General features: G+C 71.0%; 11 protein-coding genes and 1 pseudogene. 8 read left to right on the top strand and 4 right to left on the bottom strand.

Annotation, left to right across the window (positions count from 1 at the left end; all coding sequences use genetic code 11):
• Window positions 1-80: 80 nt before the first annotated feature.
• The 3 genes from ACSBPH_RS11320 (at window position 81) to ACSBPH_RS11310 (ending at window position 4,094) form a co-directional block, all read left to right on the top strand.
• Complete coding sequence (locus tag ACSBPH_RS11320; RefSeq protein WP_442574438.1) at window positions 81-1,874, top strand: ABC transporter ATP-binding protein; 1,794 nt, start codon at window positions 81-83, stop codon at window positions 1,872-1,874.
• On the top strand, window positions 1,871-2,725 hold the full coding sequence (locus tag ACSBPH_RS11315) for an energy-coupling factor transporter transmembrane component T (RefSeq protein ID WP_442574437.1): 855 nt from the start codon (window positions 1,871-1,873) through the stop codon (window positions 2,723-2,725). Before ACSBPH_RS11320 ends, ACSBPH_RS11315 begins: the two co-directional genes overlap by 4 nt.
• 109 nt (window positions 2,726-2,834) lie before the next feature.
• Window positions 2,835-4,094 carry an LCP family protein gene (locus ACSBPH_RS11310; RefSeq protein WP_442574436.1) on the top strand — a complete coding sequence of 420 codons (1,260 nt, stop codon included), beginning with the start codon at window positions 2,835-2,837 and terminating at the stop codon, window positions 4,092-4,094.
• Between the two features lie 198 nt (window positions 4,095-4,292).
• On the opposite strand, the gene ACSBPH_RS11305 is transcribed toward ACSBPH_RS11310, so the two are convergent.
• Window positions 4,293-5,456, bottom strand: a complete 1,164-nt coding sequence (locus ACSBPH_RS11305) for an acyl-CoA dehydrogenase family protein (protein WP_442574435.1) — start codon at window positions 5,454-5,456, stop codon at window positions 4,293-4,295.
• 91 nt (window positions 5,457-5,547) lie between these two features.
• Window positions 5,548-6,870 carry a M15 family metallopeptidase gene (locus ACSBPH_RS11300; RefSeq protein ID WP_442574434.1) on the bottom strand — a complete coding sequence of 441 codons (1,323 nt, stop codon included), beginning with the start codon at window positions 6,868-6,870 and terminating at the stop codon, window positions 5,548-5,550.
• 245 nt (window positions 6,871-7,115) lie between these two features.
• On the opposite strand from ACSBPH_RS11300, the gene ACSBPH_RS11295 reads away from it, so the two are divergent.
• Window positions 7,116-8,195, top strand: coding sequence for an Rv2578c family radical SAM protein (locus ACSBPH_RS11295; protein WP_442574433.1), 1,080 nt, complete (start codon window positions 7,116-7,118; stop codon window positions 8,193-8,195).
• Window positions 8,196-8,418: 223 nt separating this feature from the next.
• Here ACSBPH_RS11295 and ACSBPH_RS11290 read toward each other — a convergent pair whose 3' ends face one another.
• Window positions 8,419-10,647 (bottom strand): DEAD/DEAH box helicase, encoded by a 2,229-nt coding sequence (locus tag ACSBPH_RS11290; protein ID WP_442574432.1) that lies wholly within the window; start codon window positions 10,645-10,647, stop codon window positions 8,419-8,421.
• 262 nt (window positions 10,648-10,909) lie between these two features.
• On the opposite strand from ACSBPH_RS11290, the gene ACSBPH_RS11285 reads away from it, so the two are divergent.
• From ACSBPH_RS11285 to ACSBPH_RS11270, 4 genes and pseudogenes are all read left to right on the top strand, one after another.
• On the top strand, window positions 10,910-11,533 hold the full coding sequence (locus tag ACSBPH_RS11285) for an antibiotic biosynthesis monooxygenase (RefSeq protein ID WP_442574431.1): 624 nt from the start codon (window positions 10,910-10,912) through the stop codon (window positions 11,531-11,533).
• Between the two features lies 1 nt (window position 11,534).
• Entirely contained in the window at window positions 11,535-12,464 is a 930-nt protein-coding gene (locus ACSBPH_RS11280) for an aldose 1-epimerase family protein (RefSeq protein ID WP_442574430.1), read from the top strand.
• 112 nt (window positions 12,465-12,576) lie between these two features.
• Window positions 12,577-13,674: a DUF998 domain-containing protein gene (locus ACSBPH_RS11275; RefSeq protein ID WP_442574429.1), complete on the top strand. Its 1,098-nt coding sequence runs from the start codon at window positions 12,577-12,579 to the stop codon at window positions 13,672-13,674.
• Between the two features lie 208 nt (window positions 13,675-13,882).
• A pseudogene (locus ACSBPH_RS11270) lies at window positions 13,883-14,494 on the top strand (hypothetical protein); the annotation flags it as partial.
• Between the two features lie 181 nt (window positions 14,495-14,675).
• On the opposite strand, the gene ACSBPH_RS11265 reads toward ACSBPH_RS11270, so the two are convergent.
• Window positions 14,676-17,960, bottom strand: a complete 3,285-nt coding sequence (locus ACSBPH_RS11265; RefSeq protein WP_442574428.1) for an efflux RND transporter permease subunit — start codon at window positions 17,958-17,960, stop codon at window positions 14,676-14,678.
• Window positions 17,961-18,005 lie beyond the last annotated feature (45 nt).

Below are 18,005 nucleotides of genomic sequence, written 5' to 3'. Positions count from 1 at the left end.
GCCGTCGAGGCATCCCGCTCGCCCCGCAGGTAAGGGGAGGCTAAGTTGGGGGCGACTCATCTCGCCACTTGGGAAGACCTGTGATCGCTCCGCGTCCTGCGACTTCCGCCGCGCTCGCGCCGGCGGGCTCTCCGGCACCGCTCCTGACGGTGCGGGATGTCGCGATCACGCATGAGGGGGCGGATGCCGCAACCCCCGCCGCCGTGACGTTCGCCGTGCGGCCGGGCGAGGTGGTCCTGATCCTGGGCCCCAGCGGCTCGGGGAAGTCGACTCTCGCGCTCGCGCTGAACGGCCTCATTCCGCACGCGATCCCCGCCGTCGTGACGGGGGAGGTCATCGTGGACGGCATCGATGCCGCGACGGCGACGGTCGCGCAGCTGAGCACGCGCGTCGGCATGGTCTTCCAAGACCCCGACGCCCAGCTCGTGACCGGCTCGGTTCTCGACGAGGTCGCGTTCGGGCCCGAGAATCTGCGGATGCCGGTGGCCGACGTGCTCGCCCGGTCCGAGGCGGCGCTGCGCCGCGTGGGCCTGTGGGAGCGGCGGGCCGACAACCCCGACCGCCTCTCGGGCGGAGGCCGCCAGCGCCTCGCGATCGCGTGCGCCCTCGCGATGGGGTCGGCCCTGGTCGTGCTCGACGAGCCGACGGCGAACCTCGACCCGCAGGGCATCGACGAGGTCTACGAGGCGCTCGGCGATCTCGTCTCGGCGGGCGACCGGTCGATCGTGCTCGTCGAGCACAATCTCGACGCCGCCGTGGGCTTCGTCGATCGCGTCGTCGTGCTCGACCATGCCGGGCGCCTCGTGGCCGACGGGCCCGTCGACGAGGTGCTGCGCGCCCGCGCGGAGGAGCTTCATCGGATCGGCGTCTGGCTCCCGACGTCGACCCTCGCGGCCCTGCGCCTGCGCGAAGCCGGGTACGCGCTCGACCCGCTGCCGCTCACTCCCGCCGAGCTCCACGACGCGCTGGAGGCCCTTCCGCCCGTCGGGGTGACGGCTGAGGGCGGTACCCCCGAAGCCGATTCGGCCGACGCTCGGCGCACCGCGCGGCCGACCGCCGGAACGAGCGCCGCGCCGCTCATCCGGGTGCGCGACCTCGCCCTCGCGCGCGGCCGCACGCGGGTGCTGCACGGGATCGATCTCGACGTCCGCGGCGGGGAGTTCGTCGCCATCGTCGGGGCGAACGGCGCGGGCAAGACGAGCCTCATCCAGGCGATCGCCGGGGTCGTGCCGCCCCCGCGCGGCACCGTGACGGTCGGCGACCTCGACGTCGGGCGCAGCGATGCCCGGACGCTGGCGACACGCATCGGCTTCGTATTCCAGAACCCCGAGCACCAGTTCATCGCGCACACCGTGTTCGACGAGCTCGCGCACGGCCTGCGCCTCCAGCACCTGCCCGAAGACGAGGTGCGCACCCGCACCGAGCAGATGCTCGAGCGCTTCGGGCTCGAGCAGAAGGCGCACCTGCACCCCTTCCTCCTCTCGGGCGGACAGAAGCGGCGCCTCTCGGTGGGCACGGCGCTCGTCGCGGGCGCGCCCGTGCTCGCGCTCGACGAGCCGACATTCGGGCAGGACCGGGCGCGTGCCGACGAGCTGCTCCGCCTCCTCACGGAGCTCAACGACGACGGCACGACGATCCTCGTAGTGACCCACGACATGCAGCTCGTCACGGAGCATGCCGACCGCACGGTCGTGCTCGCCGGCGGCCGCGTCCTCGCGCAGGGGCCGACGGCGGAGGTCTTCGCGGACGCGGCGCTCATCCAGAGCGCGGGACTCCGCCAGCCGCCGCTGCGCCGAGCACTGCAGGGCCTCGTCCGCCATCCCGAGCTCGCGCGCGTCGCCCGCCTCGCAGACCTGCCGCGGGGCGCGGCATGACCATCGGTACGGCCGAGACGACGACGGCGGCGGCCGAGGCATCCGTCGACCCTTATGCGGAAGCCGACGCGGCCTCGCCGGCGCGGTTCCTGTACCGCCTGAATCCGCTCGCCAAGCTCGCCGCTCCCGCGCCCGCGATGCTGCTGCTCGTCTTCGTGCGGGATGCCGCGACCCCGGCCGCCTTCCTCGCGCTCGCGTACGCCGTGCTCCTCATGGGGGTCCGGCTCACCCGGCGCCTCGCGCTCACCCTCTTCGTCGCGCTGCCGGCCGGGGTGCTCGTCATCGGTCTCGGCTTCTCGGTGTGGACCGACCCGACGCGGATCGGGGATCCCGGCACGCCCGTCGCGCAGCTCGGCGGCTGGGTGCTCACGAGCGGCATGCTCGCCGTCGGCTACGCCACGGCCTTCCGGCTCGGCGCGATCATCGCCCTCTCGCTGATCGTGGGTCTCAGCACGACGGCGCCCGACCTCGCACGCTCGTTCGTGCAGCAGCTGCGGGTGCCCTATCGCATCGGCTACACGGCGCTGGCCGCGTTCCGGTTCGTGCCGCGGTTCGGCCATGAGCTCGACGTCATCCGACAGGCCCATCGCGTCCGCGGCGCCCACGGCGGTCGCGGCCCCTTCGCCTCCATCGCGCGCTGGTCGGGGTATGTCGTGCCGCTCCTTGCCGGAGCCATCCGTCACGCCGAGCGCGTCGCCCTCGCGATGGATGCCCGCGCCTTCGGCGCCTACCCCGACCGCACCGAGCGCCACCTCGTGGCATGGCGCGTGCGCGACACGGTCTTCGTCGCAGCCTTCGTCGCCGTTTCGGCGGCGCTGTTCTGGCTCCTCTTCCCCTGGGGCCTCGGCTGACCCCTCCCCTCCCTCGCGACCCCTCTGCCCGCCGCGCGCGAGGCTTCCGCGCAGCGCGGGCGGGTCGCACTAGAATCGCGGCTACCTGACGGCACGGGGGACGCGCGGGATGGCAAGACGACGACGTACGGTCGCGCGGCACGCGCGCCTGCCTTCGCCGCGCCCGCTCGGCCAGTTCTTCACCGTCCTGGGCGTGTGCCTCGCCGTGCTCGTCGTGAGCCTCGGGGGCGTCGCCGCGTACGCGGTCTACGACCTCTCGGCGAGCTTCGCCGACGAGATCGTCGACATCCCCGATCAGGACGCCGTGCCTCCCGACATCGGCGCGATCGAGGGCGGGGTCAACGTCGTGGTCACCGGAATCGACGAGTGCGAAGAGGAGTACAAGGCGCTCTTCCTCGACCGCTGCACCGGCGCCGACAGCATGACGCGGCTGAACGACGTCAACCTCCTCATCCACATCGGCGACAACCCGCGCCGCGTGACGGTGGTCTCCTTCCCGCGCGACCTCATCGTGCCGATCCCGTCGTGCACGCGCGACGACGGCGCGACCTTCGGCGGCGGCACCGACCAGATCAACACGGCGTTCGAGTACGGCGGCCTCGGCTGCGTCATGAAGACGATCTCCGACATGAGCGACATCAACATCCCCTTCGGCGCGGTCGTGACCTTCGGCGGTGTCATCAAGGTGACCGATGCGCTCGGCGGGGTGGACGTCTGCCTCGCCCGCGGGATCAAAGACCGCAACACGGGGCTCGACCTCGGCGCCGGCACGCACACGGTGTCGGGAGTGACGGCGCTGCAGTTCCTCCGCACCCGGTACGGGGTCGGCGACGGCAGCGACCTCGGCCGCATCTCGAATCAGCAGCAGTACATGTCACGCCTCGCGAACAAGCTCGTGAGCGACGACGTCCTCGCCGATCCCGCGAAGCTCTACAAGCTCGCGACCGTCGCCCTCGACAACGTCACGCCGACGCGGTCGCTCGCCAACCCGTTCACACTCGTGCAGATCGCCCTCGCCGTGAAAGACGTGCCCTTCGACGAGATCGCCTTCGTGCAGTACCCGACCGTCGCCGATGCGGCCGATCCGAACCGCCTCCGCCCCGACTACGCGTCCGCCGAGGTGCTGTGGGCGGCCCTGCGCGACAACCGTCCGCTCGAGATCACGGGCGACGTCGGCGCGCGCGGCGGCGTCGTCGAGGTGACGCCGACGGCCCCCGCGACCCCGCCGCCGACAGAGGCCGGCGAGAGTCCGGGCGCGACGCCTGCCCCGACCCCCACGCCGACCGAGAGCGCCGTCGCGCTTCCGCCCAGCATCACCGGATCAACGGCCGCGCAGCAGACGTGCAGCGGCGGCAACGTCCGCGGCTGAGCACGCACCGCGGCTGAGCCCTCTCGGCGGTGGTTCACCGGGTGACGGATGCCTCGGCATCCGTCCCTGTAAACGCGAGGCCGCACAACGCAAGGTCCGCGAGACGCAAGAACGGATGCCGCGATCCTCACCCCCAGGAAGGATCGGGGCATCCGTTCCCTGACGAAGCGACGAAAGGGCTGCGTCCCCGACCTGCGACTAGCGCTTGCCGGCGAGCTGACGGCCGACGATCTCACGCATGATCTCGTTGGTTCCGCCATAGATGCGGTGGACACGCGCGTCGAGGAACGCGCGTGCGATCGGGTACTCCGTAATGTACCCGTACCCGCCGTGCAATTGCACGCAGATGTCGATGACGTCCCATTCGCGCTCGGTCGCCCAGAACTTGATCTTGGCGGCCTCTTCGGCCGAGAGCCTGCCGTCTTTGTAGGCGAGGAGGGCGCGGTCGATGTACGCCCACAGCGCGTCGACGGTGGTCGCGACATCCGCGAGCTTGAAGCGCGTGTTCTGGAAGTCGATGATCCGCTCGCCGAAGGCCTCGCGGCTCTTCGTGTAGTCGAGGGTCCAGTCGAGGGCCGCCTGCGCGGCGGCGGCACCCGCGACCGCGATCGAGAGACGCTCGAGGGGCAGGTTCATCATGAGCTGCACGAAGCCCATGCCCTCCTTGCCGCTGATGAGGTTCTCTTCGGGCACGAAGACGTCGCTGAACGACAGCTCGGCGGTGTCGTGGCCCTGGAAGCCCATCTTGTGGAGCTTCTTGCCGTGATCGAAGCCCTGCATGCCGTTCTCGATGAGGAGAAGGCTGAAGGCGTCGGGCCGATTGCCCTCGCCGGTCTTGACGAACGTCACGATGACGTCGGCCGTCTTGCCGCTCGAGATGAAGGTCTTGGCACCGTTGACGACGTAGCCGCCCTCTACGCGCTTGGCGGTGGTCTTGATGCCGCGGAGGTCGCTGCCCGCCCCCGGCTCGGTCATCGCGAGCGCGCCGACGACCTCACCCGTCGCCATGCGCGGGAGCCACTTCTCCTTCTGCTCCTGCGTGCCCATGTGCACGAGGTAGGGGACGGCGAGGTCGTCCTGGATGCCGAAGGCGCCCGCGAGCGAGCCCGCGCCGGCCGCGATCACCTCTTCGTTGACGATCGCGCGGAAGCGGTAGTCCTGGAGCATCCCGGCGCCGCCGAACTCCTCAGGGACCGAGAGCCCGATGATCCCGGCGTCGCCCGCCGCGCGCATGGTGGCGCGGTCGACCTCGCCCTCGGCATCCCACCGCTCGCGCGCCTCGTTCGTGACGTGACGCTTGCAGAACTCCTTGACCACGGCGCGGAACGCCTCGTGGTCCTCGTCGTAGATGTCGCGCTCCATTGCGGTTCCTTCCTGGCGGAGACGTGGCTGGAATTGCATCCCAGGTTTCATGGTACTGAGTTCCACGACACCGGGAGGGGAAAGGATGCCGTCAGTCGGCGTAGTCCGGCGCCGCGGGCAGTCCGAGGAATTCCTCGAGAGTGCGCCAGCCGCCCGCGTGGTAGGCGCCCGCGAGCTCGGGACCGATGTAGCGCAGATGCCAGGGTTCGGGCGAATAGCCGGTGATCGACGTGCATTCGTCTTCGTACCGGACGATCCACCCGAACTCCCACGAGTGCGCCGCGATCCACTGCTGCTGGGCGGTGCCGGCGAACGACTCGAGTCCGATGCACCCCGACGAGCACGCCGTCACGTCGGCGGCGAGCCCTGACTGGTGCTCGCTGAACCCCGGCCGCGCGCTGACGAGGTCGGCGCCTGCCGCGCCCTTCGCCGACACGAGGCGCTGGTAGGTCGTGCGCTGCGTGCTGTACGAGCGGAATCCGCTGTCGAGGGCGAGCTCTCCGGCGCCGGCTCCCGCGGCGGCGGCGAACATCTCGCGGAGGGATGCCGCGGCATCCGCCCGCAGGTCGCCGGCAGCGATGTCGCGCACATCCGGCCGCGTCAGCGATGCGGGACGGTAGTCGACCGGATCGAAGGGCCGGGTCTTGTTGACGACCGACCACACGCGCGCCGGGTCGCCGAGGCCGACGCAGCCGGCCGTCCCCGAGGCGACGGCCGTGCGGAAGACGTCGGCTCCTCCGGCTGCGGCGATCGCCCCGCTGTCGTCGCCGGCGCCGAGGGCCGCCGTGAACGCGGGGATCGCGCAGATGTCGACGATCGCCGGGGCGGCCGCGATCATCGGAGTCGGCAGCGCCTCGACGGGCTGGGGCAGCGGAACAGGCGTGGGGGGCGGCGGCTCGAGCTGCGCGTCGGCGGCCACGAGCTCCGCCGCGGACGAGAGGGGAGCCGAGACGAGGGCCGCCGTGATCGCTGCGGCGCCTCCCACGGCGAGGGCCACTCCGGCCATCGCCCCGAAGACGAGCCGCACGCCGGCGGCGCGCCGCGCCCGCTGGTGCTGCACGGGCACCTCGCCGGTCTCGGCGAGATTCACGGCGCGGCCCTCACGACGGCTGCGGCGCAGAGGGAGCGGGTCGGGGGTGGGGTCGGGGTCGGGGGTGGGGTCCGGGTCGGGGGCGGGGTCGGGGGCGGGGGTGGGGTCGGGGGTGGGGTCCGGGTCGGGAGCGGGGTCCGGGTCGGGGGCTGGCTCCGGGTCGGGAGCGGGGTCGCGCTGCGGTCCGGGCCCGCCCTCGGGGCCCGATTCGGGCGACGGCCCGTCGGCGTCCGGCGCCCGCTCGGCGGGGACGAAGCTCGAGCGGTGACGTGCGGGCCGCGACGCCGCGCCCGCCCAGTCCGATCCGTCGAGGTCGTCCCACATCCGCGGGCGCTCCTCAGCGCGCGGGGGCACACTCGCGTCGCCCGCGTCACGGTGGCCGACCTGTTCGTCGCGTCGACGGCGCAGCTCACGCCGCGAAGGAGGAGGATCGGGCATTCGGGATGCCACACCCCCATTCTCCCCGACTCGGCTCGGATCTCATCGTCTCGGCACCTCGCGAGCATCGACATCGATCATATATTCGCATCTGCCTTGACGTCGTCTCGTAAATCTGTTCGAATCTTCTCATGCGGTGGCAGGGGCAGGAGTTGGGTGTTCCGGATGCCGCGGCCCTCCCGGGCCTCGAGCACCTGAACGGTCTCGTGCGCTCCGTGACAACTCCCGAGTTCTCCGGCGTCACCTTCCACGAGGTCATGGCCAAGAGCGCCCTGAACCACGTGCCCGGGGCATCCGCGATGCCTTTCGACTGGACCGTGAACCCCTACCGCGGCTGCTCCCACGCGTGCGTCTATTGCTTCGCCCGCGGCACGCACGAGTATCTCGAGTTCGACGCGGGGCGCGATTTCGACTCGCAGATCGTCGTCAAGCTCAACGTCGCCGAGGTGCTCCGCCGGGAGCTCGCCCGGGGCTCCTGGACGCGCGAGCCGGTCGCGCTCGGCACGAACACCGATCCCTACCAGCGCGCCGAGGGGCGCTACCGCCTGATGCCGGGGATCGTCTCCGCGCTGGCCGACTCCGGCACGCCGTTCTCGATCCTCACGAAGGGGTCGTTGCTGCGGAGGGATCTTCCGCTGCTGCAGGAGGCCGCGGCATCCGTGCCCGTCACCATCGCGATGTCGATCGCGGTGTTCGACGACGAGCTTCAGAAGCTCGTCGAACCCGGCACGCCGACGACGGCGGCGCGGCTCGAGACGGTGCGCGCGGCGACAGACGCGGGGTTCCGGGTGACCGTCTTCCTCATGCCGATCATGCCGCACCTCACCGATTCGGTCGCCGCCCTCGACGAGGCGCTCCGGCGCATCAAAGACGCAGGTGCGACACGGGTGGTCTACGGGGCGCTGCACTTGCGTCCCGGCGTCAAGCCGTGGTTCATGCAGTGGCTCGAGCGCGAGCATCCCGAGCTCGTGTCGTCGTACCTCGGGCTGTATCCCGGAGCCTCGACGTACGCGCCGAAGCCGTACCGATCGTGGCTCGCGCGACGCGTGCACCCTCTGCTGCGCGTGCACGCGCTCGGCGGCCAGGCCGAAGACGACTCGCCGCGCCGCGGCCCGGTTCCGGGACTCGCGGCGCGCACGCAGGTGGTCACGACTTCGCGCGGCCGCGCGGCGGCGGGGACTCGGCAGACCGGCCCCGCCATGCTCTTCTGAGCCCCGCCGTCTCGTTGGAGGGGCCTGCGGCCCGGCCCTCCCGCCGCCCTACGGCCCGGCCCTCCCGCCGCCTGCGGCCCGGCCCTCCCGCCGCCTGCTGCACGGCCCTCCCGCCGCCTGCCCCCACCGGCGTAGGAAAAGGAGCGAGGGTAGGAGAATCTCCGGGAGATTCTTCCTACCCTCGCTCCGACTCCTACCGTCGTGACACGGCGGGCGCCGCGGATCAGGCGACGGGGTCGACCTGACGTCCCGCCAGCTCCTCGATGAGGTCGTCGCCGAGGCGCACCTCGTCGAACGGCGCTTCGATCTCGGCGCGGTCGAGCAGCTCCGTCATGCGACGACGGCGCTGGCGCGTCACGAGCGTGACGACGGTCCCCGAGCGGCCGGCGCGGCCGGTGCGACCCGCGCGGTGCAGGTACGTCTTGTACTCGTCGGGGGCGTCCGCCTGGATGACGAGGTCGATGTCATCGACATGGATGCCACGTGCCGCGACATCCGTCGCCACCAGCACGCTCACTCGACCCGACGTCAGGCGCTCGAGGTTGCGCGTGCGCTTGGCCTGGTTGAGATCGCCGTGCAGGGCCACGGCGTGGATCCCGGCGTCGTCGAACTGCTCGGCGAGCATCTCGGCGTAGGCGCGCGTGCGGGCGAAGACGAGCGTCTTGCCGTCGCGGTCGACGAGCGAGCTGAGGATCTCGGCCTTGTCGCGGTGATCGATCACGAGGACGCGGTGGTCGATCGTGCTCGAGTCCTGGTCTTCGCCGGCGACCTCGTAGACGGCCGGTTCGACGAGGAACTCCTCGACGAGTCCGGCGACCTCGCGGTCGAGCGTCGCCGAGAAGAGGAGCTTCTGCGAGCCGTCCGCCGTCAGGCGCAGGATGCGCTGCACGGGCTCGAAGAACCCGAGCTCGCACATGTGGTCGGCCTCGTCGAGCACCGCGATGCGGATGTCGGAGAGGTCGAGCTTGCCCTGCTGCACGAGGTCTTCGATGCGGCCGGGCGTGCCGATGATGATGTCGACGCCCTTCTTGAGCGCGCCCACCTGGCGAGCCTGCGGCACGCCGCCGTAGATCTGCGTCGTGAAGAGGCCGACCGAGCGGGCGATCGGCTGGATCGTGCGGTCGATCTGCAGCGCGAGCTCGCGCGTGGGGGCCAGGATGAGCGCCTTCGGCAGGCGGCCGAACTCGCGGCGCTGGCCCGCCTGCGAACGCAGGATCGACTCGACGAGCGGGGCGCCGAACGCGATGGTCTTGCCCGAGCCGGTGCGCCCGCGGGCGAGCACGTCCTTGCCCTCGAGGATCGCGGGGATCGTCGAGGCCTGGATCGGGAACGGGGCCGCGGCACCGAGGACGGCGAGGGCGCTGACGATGTTCTCGCCGAGGCCCAGGTCGCCGAACGTGGTGCCTACGACGTCCTCGGCCTGGACGGCCTCGGCCTGCAGGCGCTCGTGCACGACGTCGACGCGGTCTTCGTGGGCCTTGTCGCGGACGGGCGCGCCGTTCCAGTCGGAGCGGCCGGCGACGCCGTCACGACGGGGACGGTCACCCGCATCGCGACGGGGGCGGTCGTCGAACGAACGAGCCGGACGGTCACCGTACGAGCGGGCCGGACGGTCACCCGCATCGCGGCGGGGGCGGTCGTCGAACGAACGAGCCGGACGGTCACCGTACGAGCGGGCCGGACGGTCACCCGCATCGCGGCGGGGGCGGTCGTCGAACGAACGAGCCGGACGGTCACCGTACGAGCGGGCCGGGCGGTCGTCGGTGCGGTACGAGGGGCGTGCGTCGCCGAAAGAACGGCGGTCGTCGCGGTCGACGCGGTCCAGACGCGGGCGCTCGGCACGGGCGCGGTCGTCGAACGAACGGGCCGGACGATCGCTGTACGACCGCGCGGGACGGTCCGCGGCATCGCGACGGGGACGGTCGTCATACGAACGGGCGGGCCGATCGCTGTACGAGCGGGCGGGACGCTCCCCGGCGTCACGACGCGGGCGGTCGTCATAAGAACGAGCCGGCCGGTCGCTGTACGAGCGGGCGGGACGCTCCCCGGCATCCCGACGGGGACGGTCATCGAAAGACCGAGCCGGACGATCGCCGAAGTCGCGACGAGGCCGGTCGTCGAACGAACGGGCCGGACGGTCGTCGCGGTCGAAGCGGGGGCGATCGCCGTGGCCGCGGGTCGAGGCACCGCTCGCCTGGTTGCGGATGCCGTGCGCCTGCTCACGACCGGCCTTCTCCTGCGCGGTCCATCGGCGCTTCGCGGGCGTCTCCGCCGGCTCGGCGCGGTAGCCGCGGTGGCTGGGGCTCTTGCTGCCGGGCTTGGAGGCGCCGGCGCGGTCGGGGGCCGAGGCATCCGTCCGGCGCTTGCGATCCTGGAAGCTCGTCTTCGCGCCGTAGCGCGGCTCGAAGTTCTTGGCGGGTCGCCCGCCGGCAGGCTTCTTGTTCTTGGGCACAGGTATGTCCTTCTGGGTTCTCTTGCACGAGAACAGCACTCCTCAGTGCGCACGCGGGCGCGGCCGCACAAGCGGCATGGAGTAACCCGGACTACCGCCGGCCGGGGGCCATTCACAGTGATGGTCGTCGGAGCGGATGCGCTCCCACCATCGGCCCCTTGGACTCACAAACCCATCTGCGCGCGCAGCGCAGTGTCCAGAGCCGACCGACCGACTCTATCGGACTCGCCTGAGAGGATGCCCCGCGCCGAGAATGGACCACATGGCCGAGCCCGACTCCCACCCGATCACCGTCGCGATCGAGCGGCGCATCGACCCCGACCGCACCGTCGAGGCGACGAGCTGGATGCAGGCGGGCACCGATCTCGCGACGGGTTTCCCGGGCTTCCTCGGGTCGGGTTGGGTGCGCGCGGGCGAGGGCTCCGACCTCTGGTACATGCTCTACCGGTTCCGCGACATGGCGACGCTCGAGGCGTGGGAGGACTCTCCGCAGCGGTCCTGGTGGCTGGACTCCGGGCGCCCGTTCGCGCGCGAGGTGCGCGTGGAACGGCGCACCGGCATCGAGGGCTGGTTCGATGCGCCGTTCGCGACGCACATCGAGACGCGGCACGCCGGGGAGGTTCAGGATGCCGCGCCCCCCACCGGTCCGATCCAGCAGCCGATCCCCGCGGCACCGCCGCGCTGGAAGCAGGCCGTCACGATCTGGCTCGGCTTCTTCCCGACGAACCTCCTCGCGTCCTACCTCCTCGGGTTCGTCCCGGGCTTCGCAGAGTGGCCGATCTGGGCGCGGGTCCTGCTCTCCACGGTGCTGCTCACTCCCGTCATGACGTACTTCGTGCTCCCATGGGTCACGCGCATCCTGCGCCCGTGGCTCCAGAAAGGCTGAGATGACCTCCGTGCACCTCCCCACCGGCGACCAGTACCACCTGCGCTCCGCAGACGGACGCGCGACCGCCGAGATCGTCCAGGTGGGCGCCGCCCTCCGCGCCTTCACGGTCGACGGGGTCGACCTCGTGGCGCGGTACCCGCTCGATTCGCCGGCGCCTGCCGCGTCGGGCACCGTGCTCGTGCCGTGGCCCAACCGCGTACGCGGCGGCGTCTGGACGCAAGGGGGTCAGACACGACGGCTCGCGATCACGGAACCCGCCACCGGCAACGCGTCGCACGGCCTGCTGCGGTTCATGCCCTACACGCTCGCGGCCGAGTCCCCGACGGCCGTGACCCTCTCGGCCCCCGTCGTCCCGCAGACGGGCTACCCGTTCCACCTGGGCACGAGCGTCACCTACTCGCTCGACGAGACGGCGCTGACGGTGAGCCACGCGATCACGAACCTCGGCGACGACGAAGCGCCCGTCGCGCTCGGCACGCACCCGTACCTGTGCATCGACGACGTCGACACCGCCGACCTCGTGCTGCGTTCGTCGGGGTCGACGCGCTTCGTGGTGGATGAGCAGAAGATCCCGGTCGGTCAGGTGGCGGTGGATGCCGCGACCGACCTCCGCTCGGGTCGACGCGTCGGCGAGCTCGACCTCGACACCGCCTTCGGCGACCTCGTGCGCGACGACGACGGGCGGGTGCGCACGACCCTCACGGCGCCCGACGGCCGGACGCTCACCCTGTGGCAGGGCGAGGGGTTCGACTACGTCCAGATCTTCACGACCGACCGCTATCCGGGCCGCCCCCTCGCCCTCGCCGTCGAGCCCATGACCGCGCCCGCGGACGCTCTGAACTCCGGCCGGGGCCTGCGCCGGCTCGCGCCCGGCGAGACGTGGGAGCTGCACTGGGGCCTCGCTTACGACACCACCCGCGAGAGCTGACACGGCGACGCCCCGGCGGCTCGCGCACGCGCGAGAATCCTGCGCCGGAAGACCCGCCGAACCACCCGCAAGTGATGAGGCCGGGCCTTTACAGCGGTCCTACACTGACGCCATGCCCGACCCCCTTGCACCCGCCGCAGCATCCAGAGCCGCTGTAAGCCCCACCCCGGCGCCGGCGCCGAGCCTGCGCGTCGTCAACGAGGCGCTCACGGCGGGTCTGGCCGCAGCCGCCGTCGGCGTGCTGCTCGGGCTCGTCATCAGCGCGGTCTGGCCCGGCCTGCCGCTCTCGGGGACCGGCTCGTTCGGCAGCGCCTCGGCGCTGGCCGCCGGCGTCATCGCGGCGGCGTCGACCGGAACGGGCTATTGGCGCTCACGGCACTCGCCCGGGCAGGAGTGGCGACTCGCGCTTCCCCGGTGGAAGTTCACCATCAACGCGGTCTCGGTCGTGATCGTCCACACGATCCTCGCGATCCTCGCGACGATCGCGCTGTACTACATCCTCAGCCAGGGGTTCATCGGGCTCACGATGGAGCCGTTCTGGGCTGCCCTGCTCATGGCCGTCAACCTCTTCCTCGCCGCGCACCTCAGCTACATGTCGGCCTCGCGCATGACGACGCAGCGCATGTCGACCCTCCTGGTCTCCTTCATCGGCATCGGCGCGCTCACCTCGACCATCACGGCGCCCGAGGCGGACTGGTGGACCTACCACTTCAGCCAGCTGGGCACCTTCGACACGCTCTCGAGCTGGATCTTCAACGGGACGCTCATCGCAGGCGGCCTTCTCGTGACGACGTTCGCCGTCTATGTGGCCAACGACCTTCGCGCGCTCGTGGATCGCGGCATCCTGACCAACGCCCACGCACCGCGCACCGTCTCGACCGTGTTCGTGGTAATGGGCGTCATGCTCGCCTTCGTCGGCATCGTGCCCGTCGACGTCAACCTCGTCGTGCACAACCTCTCGGCCACCGGGATGGCCGTCGTCTTCCTCGGGCTCCTCATCGCCGCGCCGCGGGTGCTCCGCGGCATGCCGCGGACGTTCTTCATCACGACGTGGGGTTTTCTGGCGGCCCTGGTGATCTCGGTCGTGCTTTTCGTCTTAGGCTATTTCGGTCTCACGGCGTTCGAGATCATCGTCTTCTCGCTCGTCTTCGCCTGGATCGCGGTCTTCATCCGCTTCCTCGGCCTTACCGCGCAGCAAGAATCCGTGTGACCGAGCGGGGCCCCCGAAGGCCTCTGTGCGACGACAGGATCCGTAAGACGAACCTCCCACGACATGCCCGGGTGCACTAGACAGGGATAGGCACGTTACGGTATTCGGGACGGCCTGCCGTCATCCAGGGGAGAGTGATTAGCCCGTGGCGCTCGGTGATACCGCCCGACCGGGGATCTTAGGGGCGCACCGATCGCCCTGACCTTTTATGAGTGGTGAGCCGATGTCTTCGACCCTCCAGGCGGTGTCCCGTCCCCTGGCGTGGGTGCCTGCCGTGATCGATTCCGTCGACCTCTTCCGAGGATCGCGCGTGGATTCCCGCCACCTCGCGATCACGTCCGTCGTGCTGCTCGCACTCGGCACGGCGATCGCCGCCGCGACGACGACCGACTCCCAGTGGTGGACTCTGCACTTCAGCGAGCTGGGGACTCACCGAGACTTCTCGGGCATGTCGTTCAACATCGGCTCGATGTCGGCCGGCGGCCTGCTCATCGTCTTCGCGGCACGGGTGCGCCAGGAGCTCGCGATGATCCTGCACCGTCTCGAAGACGCCGTGCACGCCCACACCCACCTCGCGCGCGCTCTCGTCGTGCTCATCGCCTCGTTCGGGGCGCACCTCGCCCTCGTCGGGCTCGTACCGCTCAACGTCAACACGCCGCTGCACGAGCGCGGCGCGTCGGGCACGATGCTGTCGTTCCTCGGCATCCTCGTCATCATGCTCGCAAGCCCGTGGACGCCGCGGCGACTGCGCCTCATCTCCGCCTGCATCGCGGTCGTGCTCGTGCCGGCGGTCATCGTCTTCGTGCTCGGCCTCATCACCCTCGCAACGCTCGAGATCATCGGCTTCGGCCTCATCTTCGTGTGGCTCGTGACCTTCAGCACCGCGCTGCGCACCGCGTCGCAGGCCAAGCCGGCCGCCCCGCGCGTCGAGCCGGCGAGCCCGCGCGCGCACGCCACGGGGTCGCACGTCGTGCGCCGCGGGGCCCGCCCGCTCGGGCGGACTAGGGCTCGCGCCGGGTCCGGCGCGTCTGCTGCACGGGTGCGGCCGGCGTCAGGCCCGAAGCTCGCAGCCCCGGCGACGCCCCGACGGGTGCCGGCGCGGCGGGTGCCGTCGCAGTCACCGGTGCGGCCGACCCGCCGGCTGACGGCGACGACGGTGAGTCGCTCCGTCCGCCACGCGGTGCCGAAGCATCCGTCCCGCCCGACCGCCGTTCCTCTCGGCGCTCGCGGGCCCCTTCCACGAGGTTGTAGAGCGTCGGCAGCACGAGCAGTGTCAGCACCGTCGAGGAGATGAGCCCTCCGATCACGACGATCGCGAGCGGCTGAGAGATGAACCCGCCGTGGCCCGTGATGCCGAGCGCCATGGGGGTCAAGGCGAAGATCGTGGCCAGCGCCGTCATGAGGATCGGGCGCAGACGCCGTGAACCGCCGGCGACCGTCGCGTCGTGCGACGACAGCCCCTTCTCGCGGTACTGATTCACGAGGTCCACGAGGACGATCGCGTTCGTCACGACGATGCCGATCAGCATCAGCACGCCGATGAGCGAGGCGACCCCGAGCGGCACGCCCGTGATGATCTGCAGGAGGATCGCGCCCGTCGCCGCGAACGGCACCGAGACCAGCAGCAGCAGCGGCTGACGCAGCGACTTGAAGGTCGCAACCATCACGATGTAGACGATGAGGATCGCGGCCAGGAGCGCGAGCCCGAGCTGCGAGAAGGCGTCCTGCTGCTGCGTCACCACGCCGCCGATCTCGGCCTTGGCACCGGTCGGCAGCTCGACGTCGGCGAGCGCCGTGCGCACGGAGGCGGATGCCGCGTTCAGGTCGTCGGTCGACGGGGTGACCGTCACGGTCGAGGTGCGCTGGGCGCGCTGCGTCGTGATCGACGTGGGGCCCTGGGACTGCTCGACCGTCGCGATCTGCTCGAGCGGGATGGGGCCGGCCGCGCTCGGGATCTGGAGCTGTTGCAGCTGCGCGATCGTCGTCGGGGGCTCGGGCACCGCCAGGTACACCGTGAGCGCCGACGAGTCGATCTCGACGGTGCCGATCGAGCGCGGTTGCATCGTGTTCGACACGAGGGCGCCGACCGCGACCTCCGAGAGGCCGAGCTTCGCGGCGGCGTCGCGGTCGACCGTGACGGCGACGTAGGGGAGGGAGGCCGAGAGGTTGCTCGTGACCTGGCCGACGCCGTCGGCGCCGTTCACGCCGGCGGTCACGGCATCCGTCGCCTCCTGCAGGGTGGTCTGATCGGGGGCCGTCACGTCGATCTCGATGTCGCTCGAACCGAAGCCGCCCCCTCCGCCCGACGAGACCGTGACGGTGCCGACGTCTTCGAGATCGGCGACGGCGGACTGCACGTCTTCGCGCACCTGCGTCTGATCGGCGGCGGGGTCGGTCGTGATGGAGTAGGTGATGCCCGCGCCGCCGCCGGTGAAGGCGTCGCGCAGGGCGGAGCCGCTCGAGCCGATCGAGGTCTGCACGGTGTCGATGCCGTCGACGCCGAGGATCGCGTCCTCGACCTTCTTGGCCGCGGCGTCCTGCGCGTCGAGGCTCGCGGCGGGCCCGACCTGCTGCGTCACGGTGAAGGTGTTCTGCCCCGAGTCGCCGAGGAAGTTCGTCTTCATGAACGGCGCGAGGGCGATCGTGGCGATGAGCACGACGACGGCGAGGCCGAGCGTGATCCACGAGTGGCGCAGCGTCCACCGGAGCACGGGGAGGTAGGCCTCCTGCAGGCGCGTCGGCGGCGCGTCGGGGGCCTCGGGGTCGACCTCGCGGCCGGAGGGGTCGAGGATCGGCTTGCCGGGCCTGAGGAACCAGTAGGCGAGCACCGGCACGATCGTGAGGGCGACGAGGAGCGAGGCGCCCATCGCGATCGTGACGGTCAGCGCGAAGGGCCGGAACAGCTCGCCCGTGACGTCGCCCACGAACGCGATCGGCAGGAAGACCGCGACGGTCGTGATCGTCGAGGCCGTGATCGCCGCCGCGACCTCGCGGACGGCGCGGATGATCGAGGGCAGCTTCTCGGCGTCGCCGACGTAGTGGCGCTTGATGTTCTCGATGACGACGATCGCGTCGTCCACGACGCGTCCGATCGCGATCGTGAGGGCGCCGAGGGTCAGGATGTTGAGCGAGTACCCGAACGCCTGGATCCCGATGAAGGTGATGAGCACGCTGGTCGGGATCGAGATCGCCGTCACGAGCGTCGCGCGCACCGAGAGGAGGAAGATCAGGATGACGATCACGGCGAAGAAGAGACCGAGCAGCCCCTCCTGCGCGAGGGAGTCGATCGACTGCTGGATGTAGGGCGCCTGATCGAAGACGACAGTGAACTTCGCGTCGGCGCCGATCGCGTCCTGAAGATCGGGGATCGCCGCCGTGACGGCCTTGGAGACCTCGACCGTGTTTGCGGAAGGAAGCTTCGTGACCGCGATCGTGACGGCGGGCTCGCCGTTGACGCGCGAGATCGAGGTGACCGGGTCCTGCTCCTGCGCGACCGTCGCGACGTCGGCGATCGTGACGTCGCCGGCCTGCGCCTGCTGCGGCGTCGAGGGCACGAGCGGCAGCGCCGCGATGTCATCCGCCGACGACAGCTTCGCGCCGGTCTGCACCGTGAGGGTCTGGTCGCCCTCGGTCACCGTGCCACCGGGGAAGAGCACGCCGTTCTGCGAGAGCGCGTCCGAGATCGCCTGCTGCGTGTACCCGGCTTCGGCGAGCTTCGCGGCATCCGGCGTGATCGTGACCCGCTGGCCGCGCCCACCCACGATCTGCGCGGAGCTCACGCCGTCGATGTCTTCGAGATCCGGGATGACGGATGCCTCGAGCTGCGACTGGATCGTCGCTTCGTCGGCGTAGCCGGTGACGGCCAGCTGGATGACCGGCAGGTCGTCGAACGAGAACGACACGACGTTCGGCTCGACATCGGCGGGCAGATCGCTCTTGATGCGGTTGATCGCCTGCGTGATCTTCTGCTCGGCAGTCGCGAGGTCGGTGCCGTAGGTGAACGACGCCTGCACGATCGAGGCGTTCGTCGAGCTCGTCGCCGTCGTCGACTCGAGCCCGGGGATGCCCTGGATCGCGGTCTCGATGGGGGTCGAGACGTCGTTGTTGACGACCTCGGGCGACGCGCCGGGGTAGGTCGTCACGATCGACAGCTGCGGGAACTCGATCGACGGGATGAGTTCCTGCTTGAGGTTCACGAGGGCGAGCCCGCCGAAGATCGCGACGACGATCGTGATGAGCGCGATGAGTGCGCGGTTCTTGAGGCTCAGGACGGCGAGGTTCGACACGGGGGCCTTCGCTGGTGCTGTGGTGGCTGCCGGAAGCGGCTCCGC

This window comes from Microbacterium sp. F51-2R (assembly GCF_052180235.1).
Taxonomy (GTDB): domain Bacteria; phylum Actinomycetota; class Actinomycetes; order Actinomycetales; family Microbacteriaceae; genus Microbacterium.
This window is presented reverse-complemented; position numbering and strand designations above follow the sequence as displayed.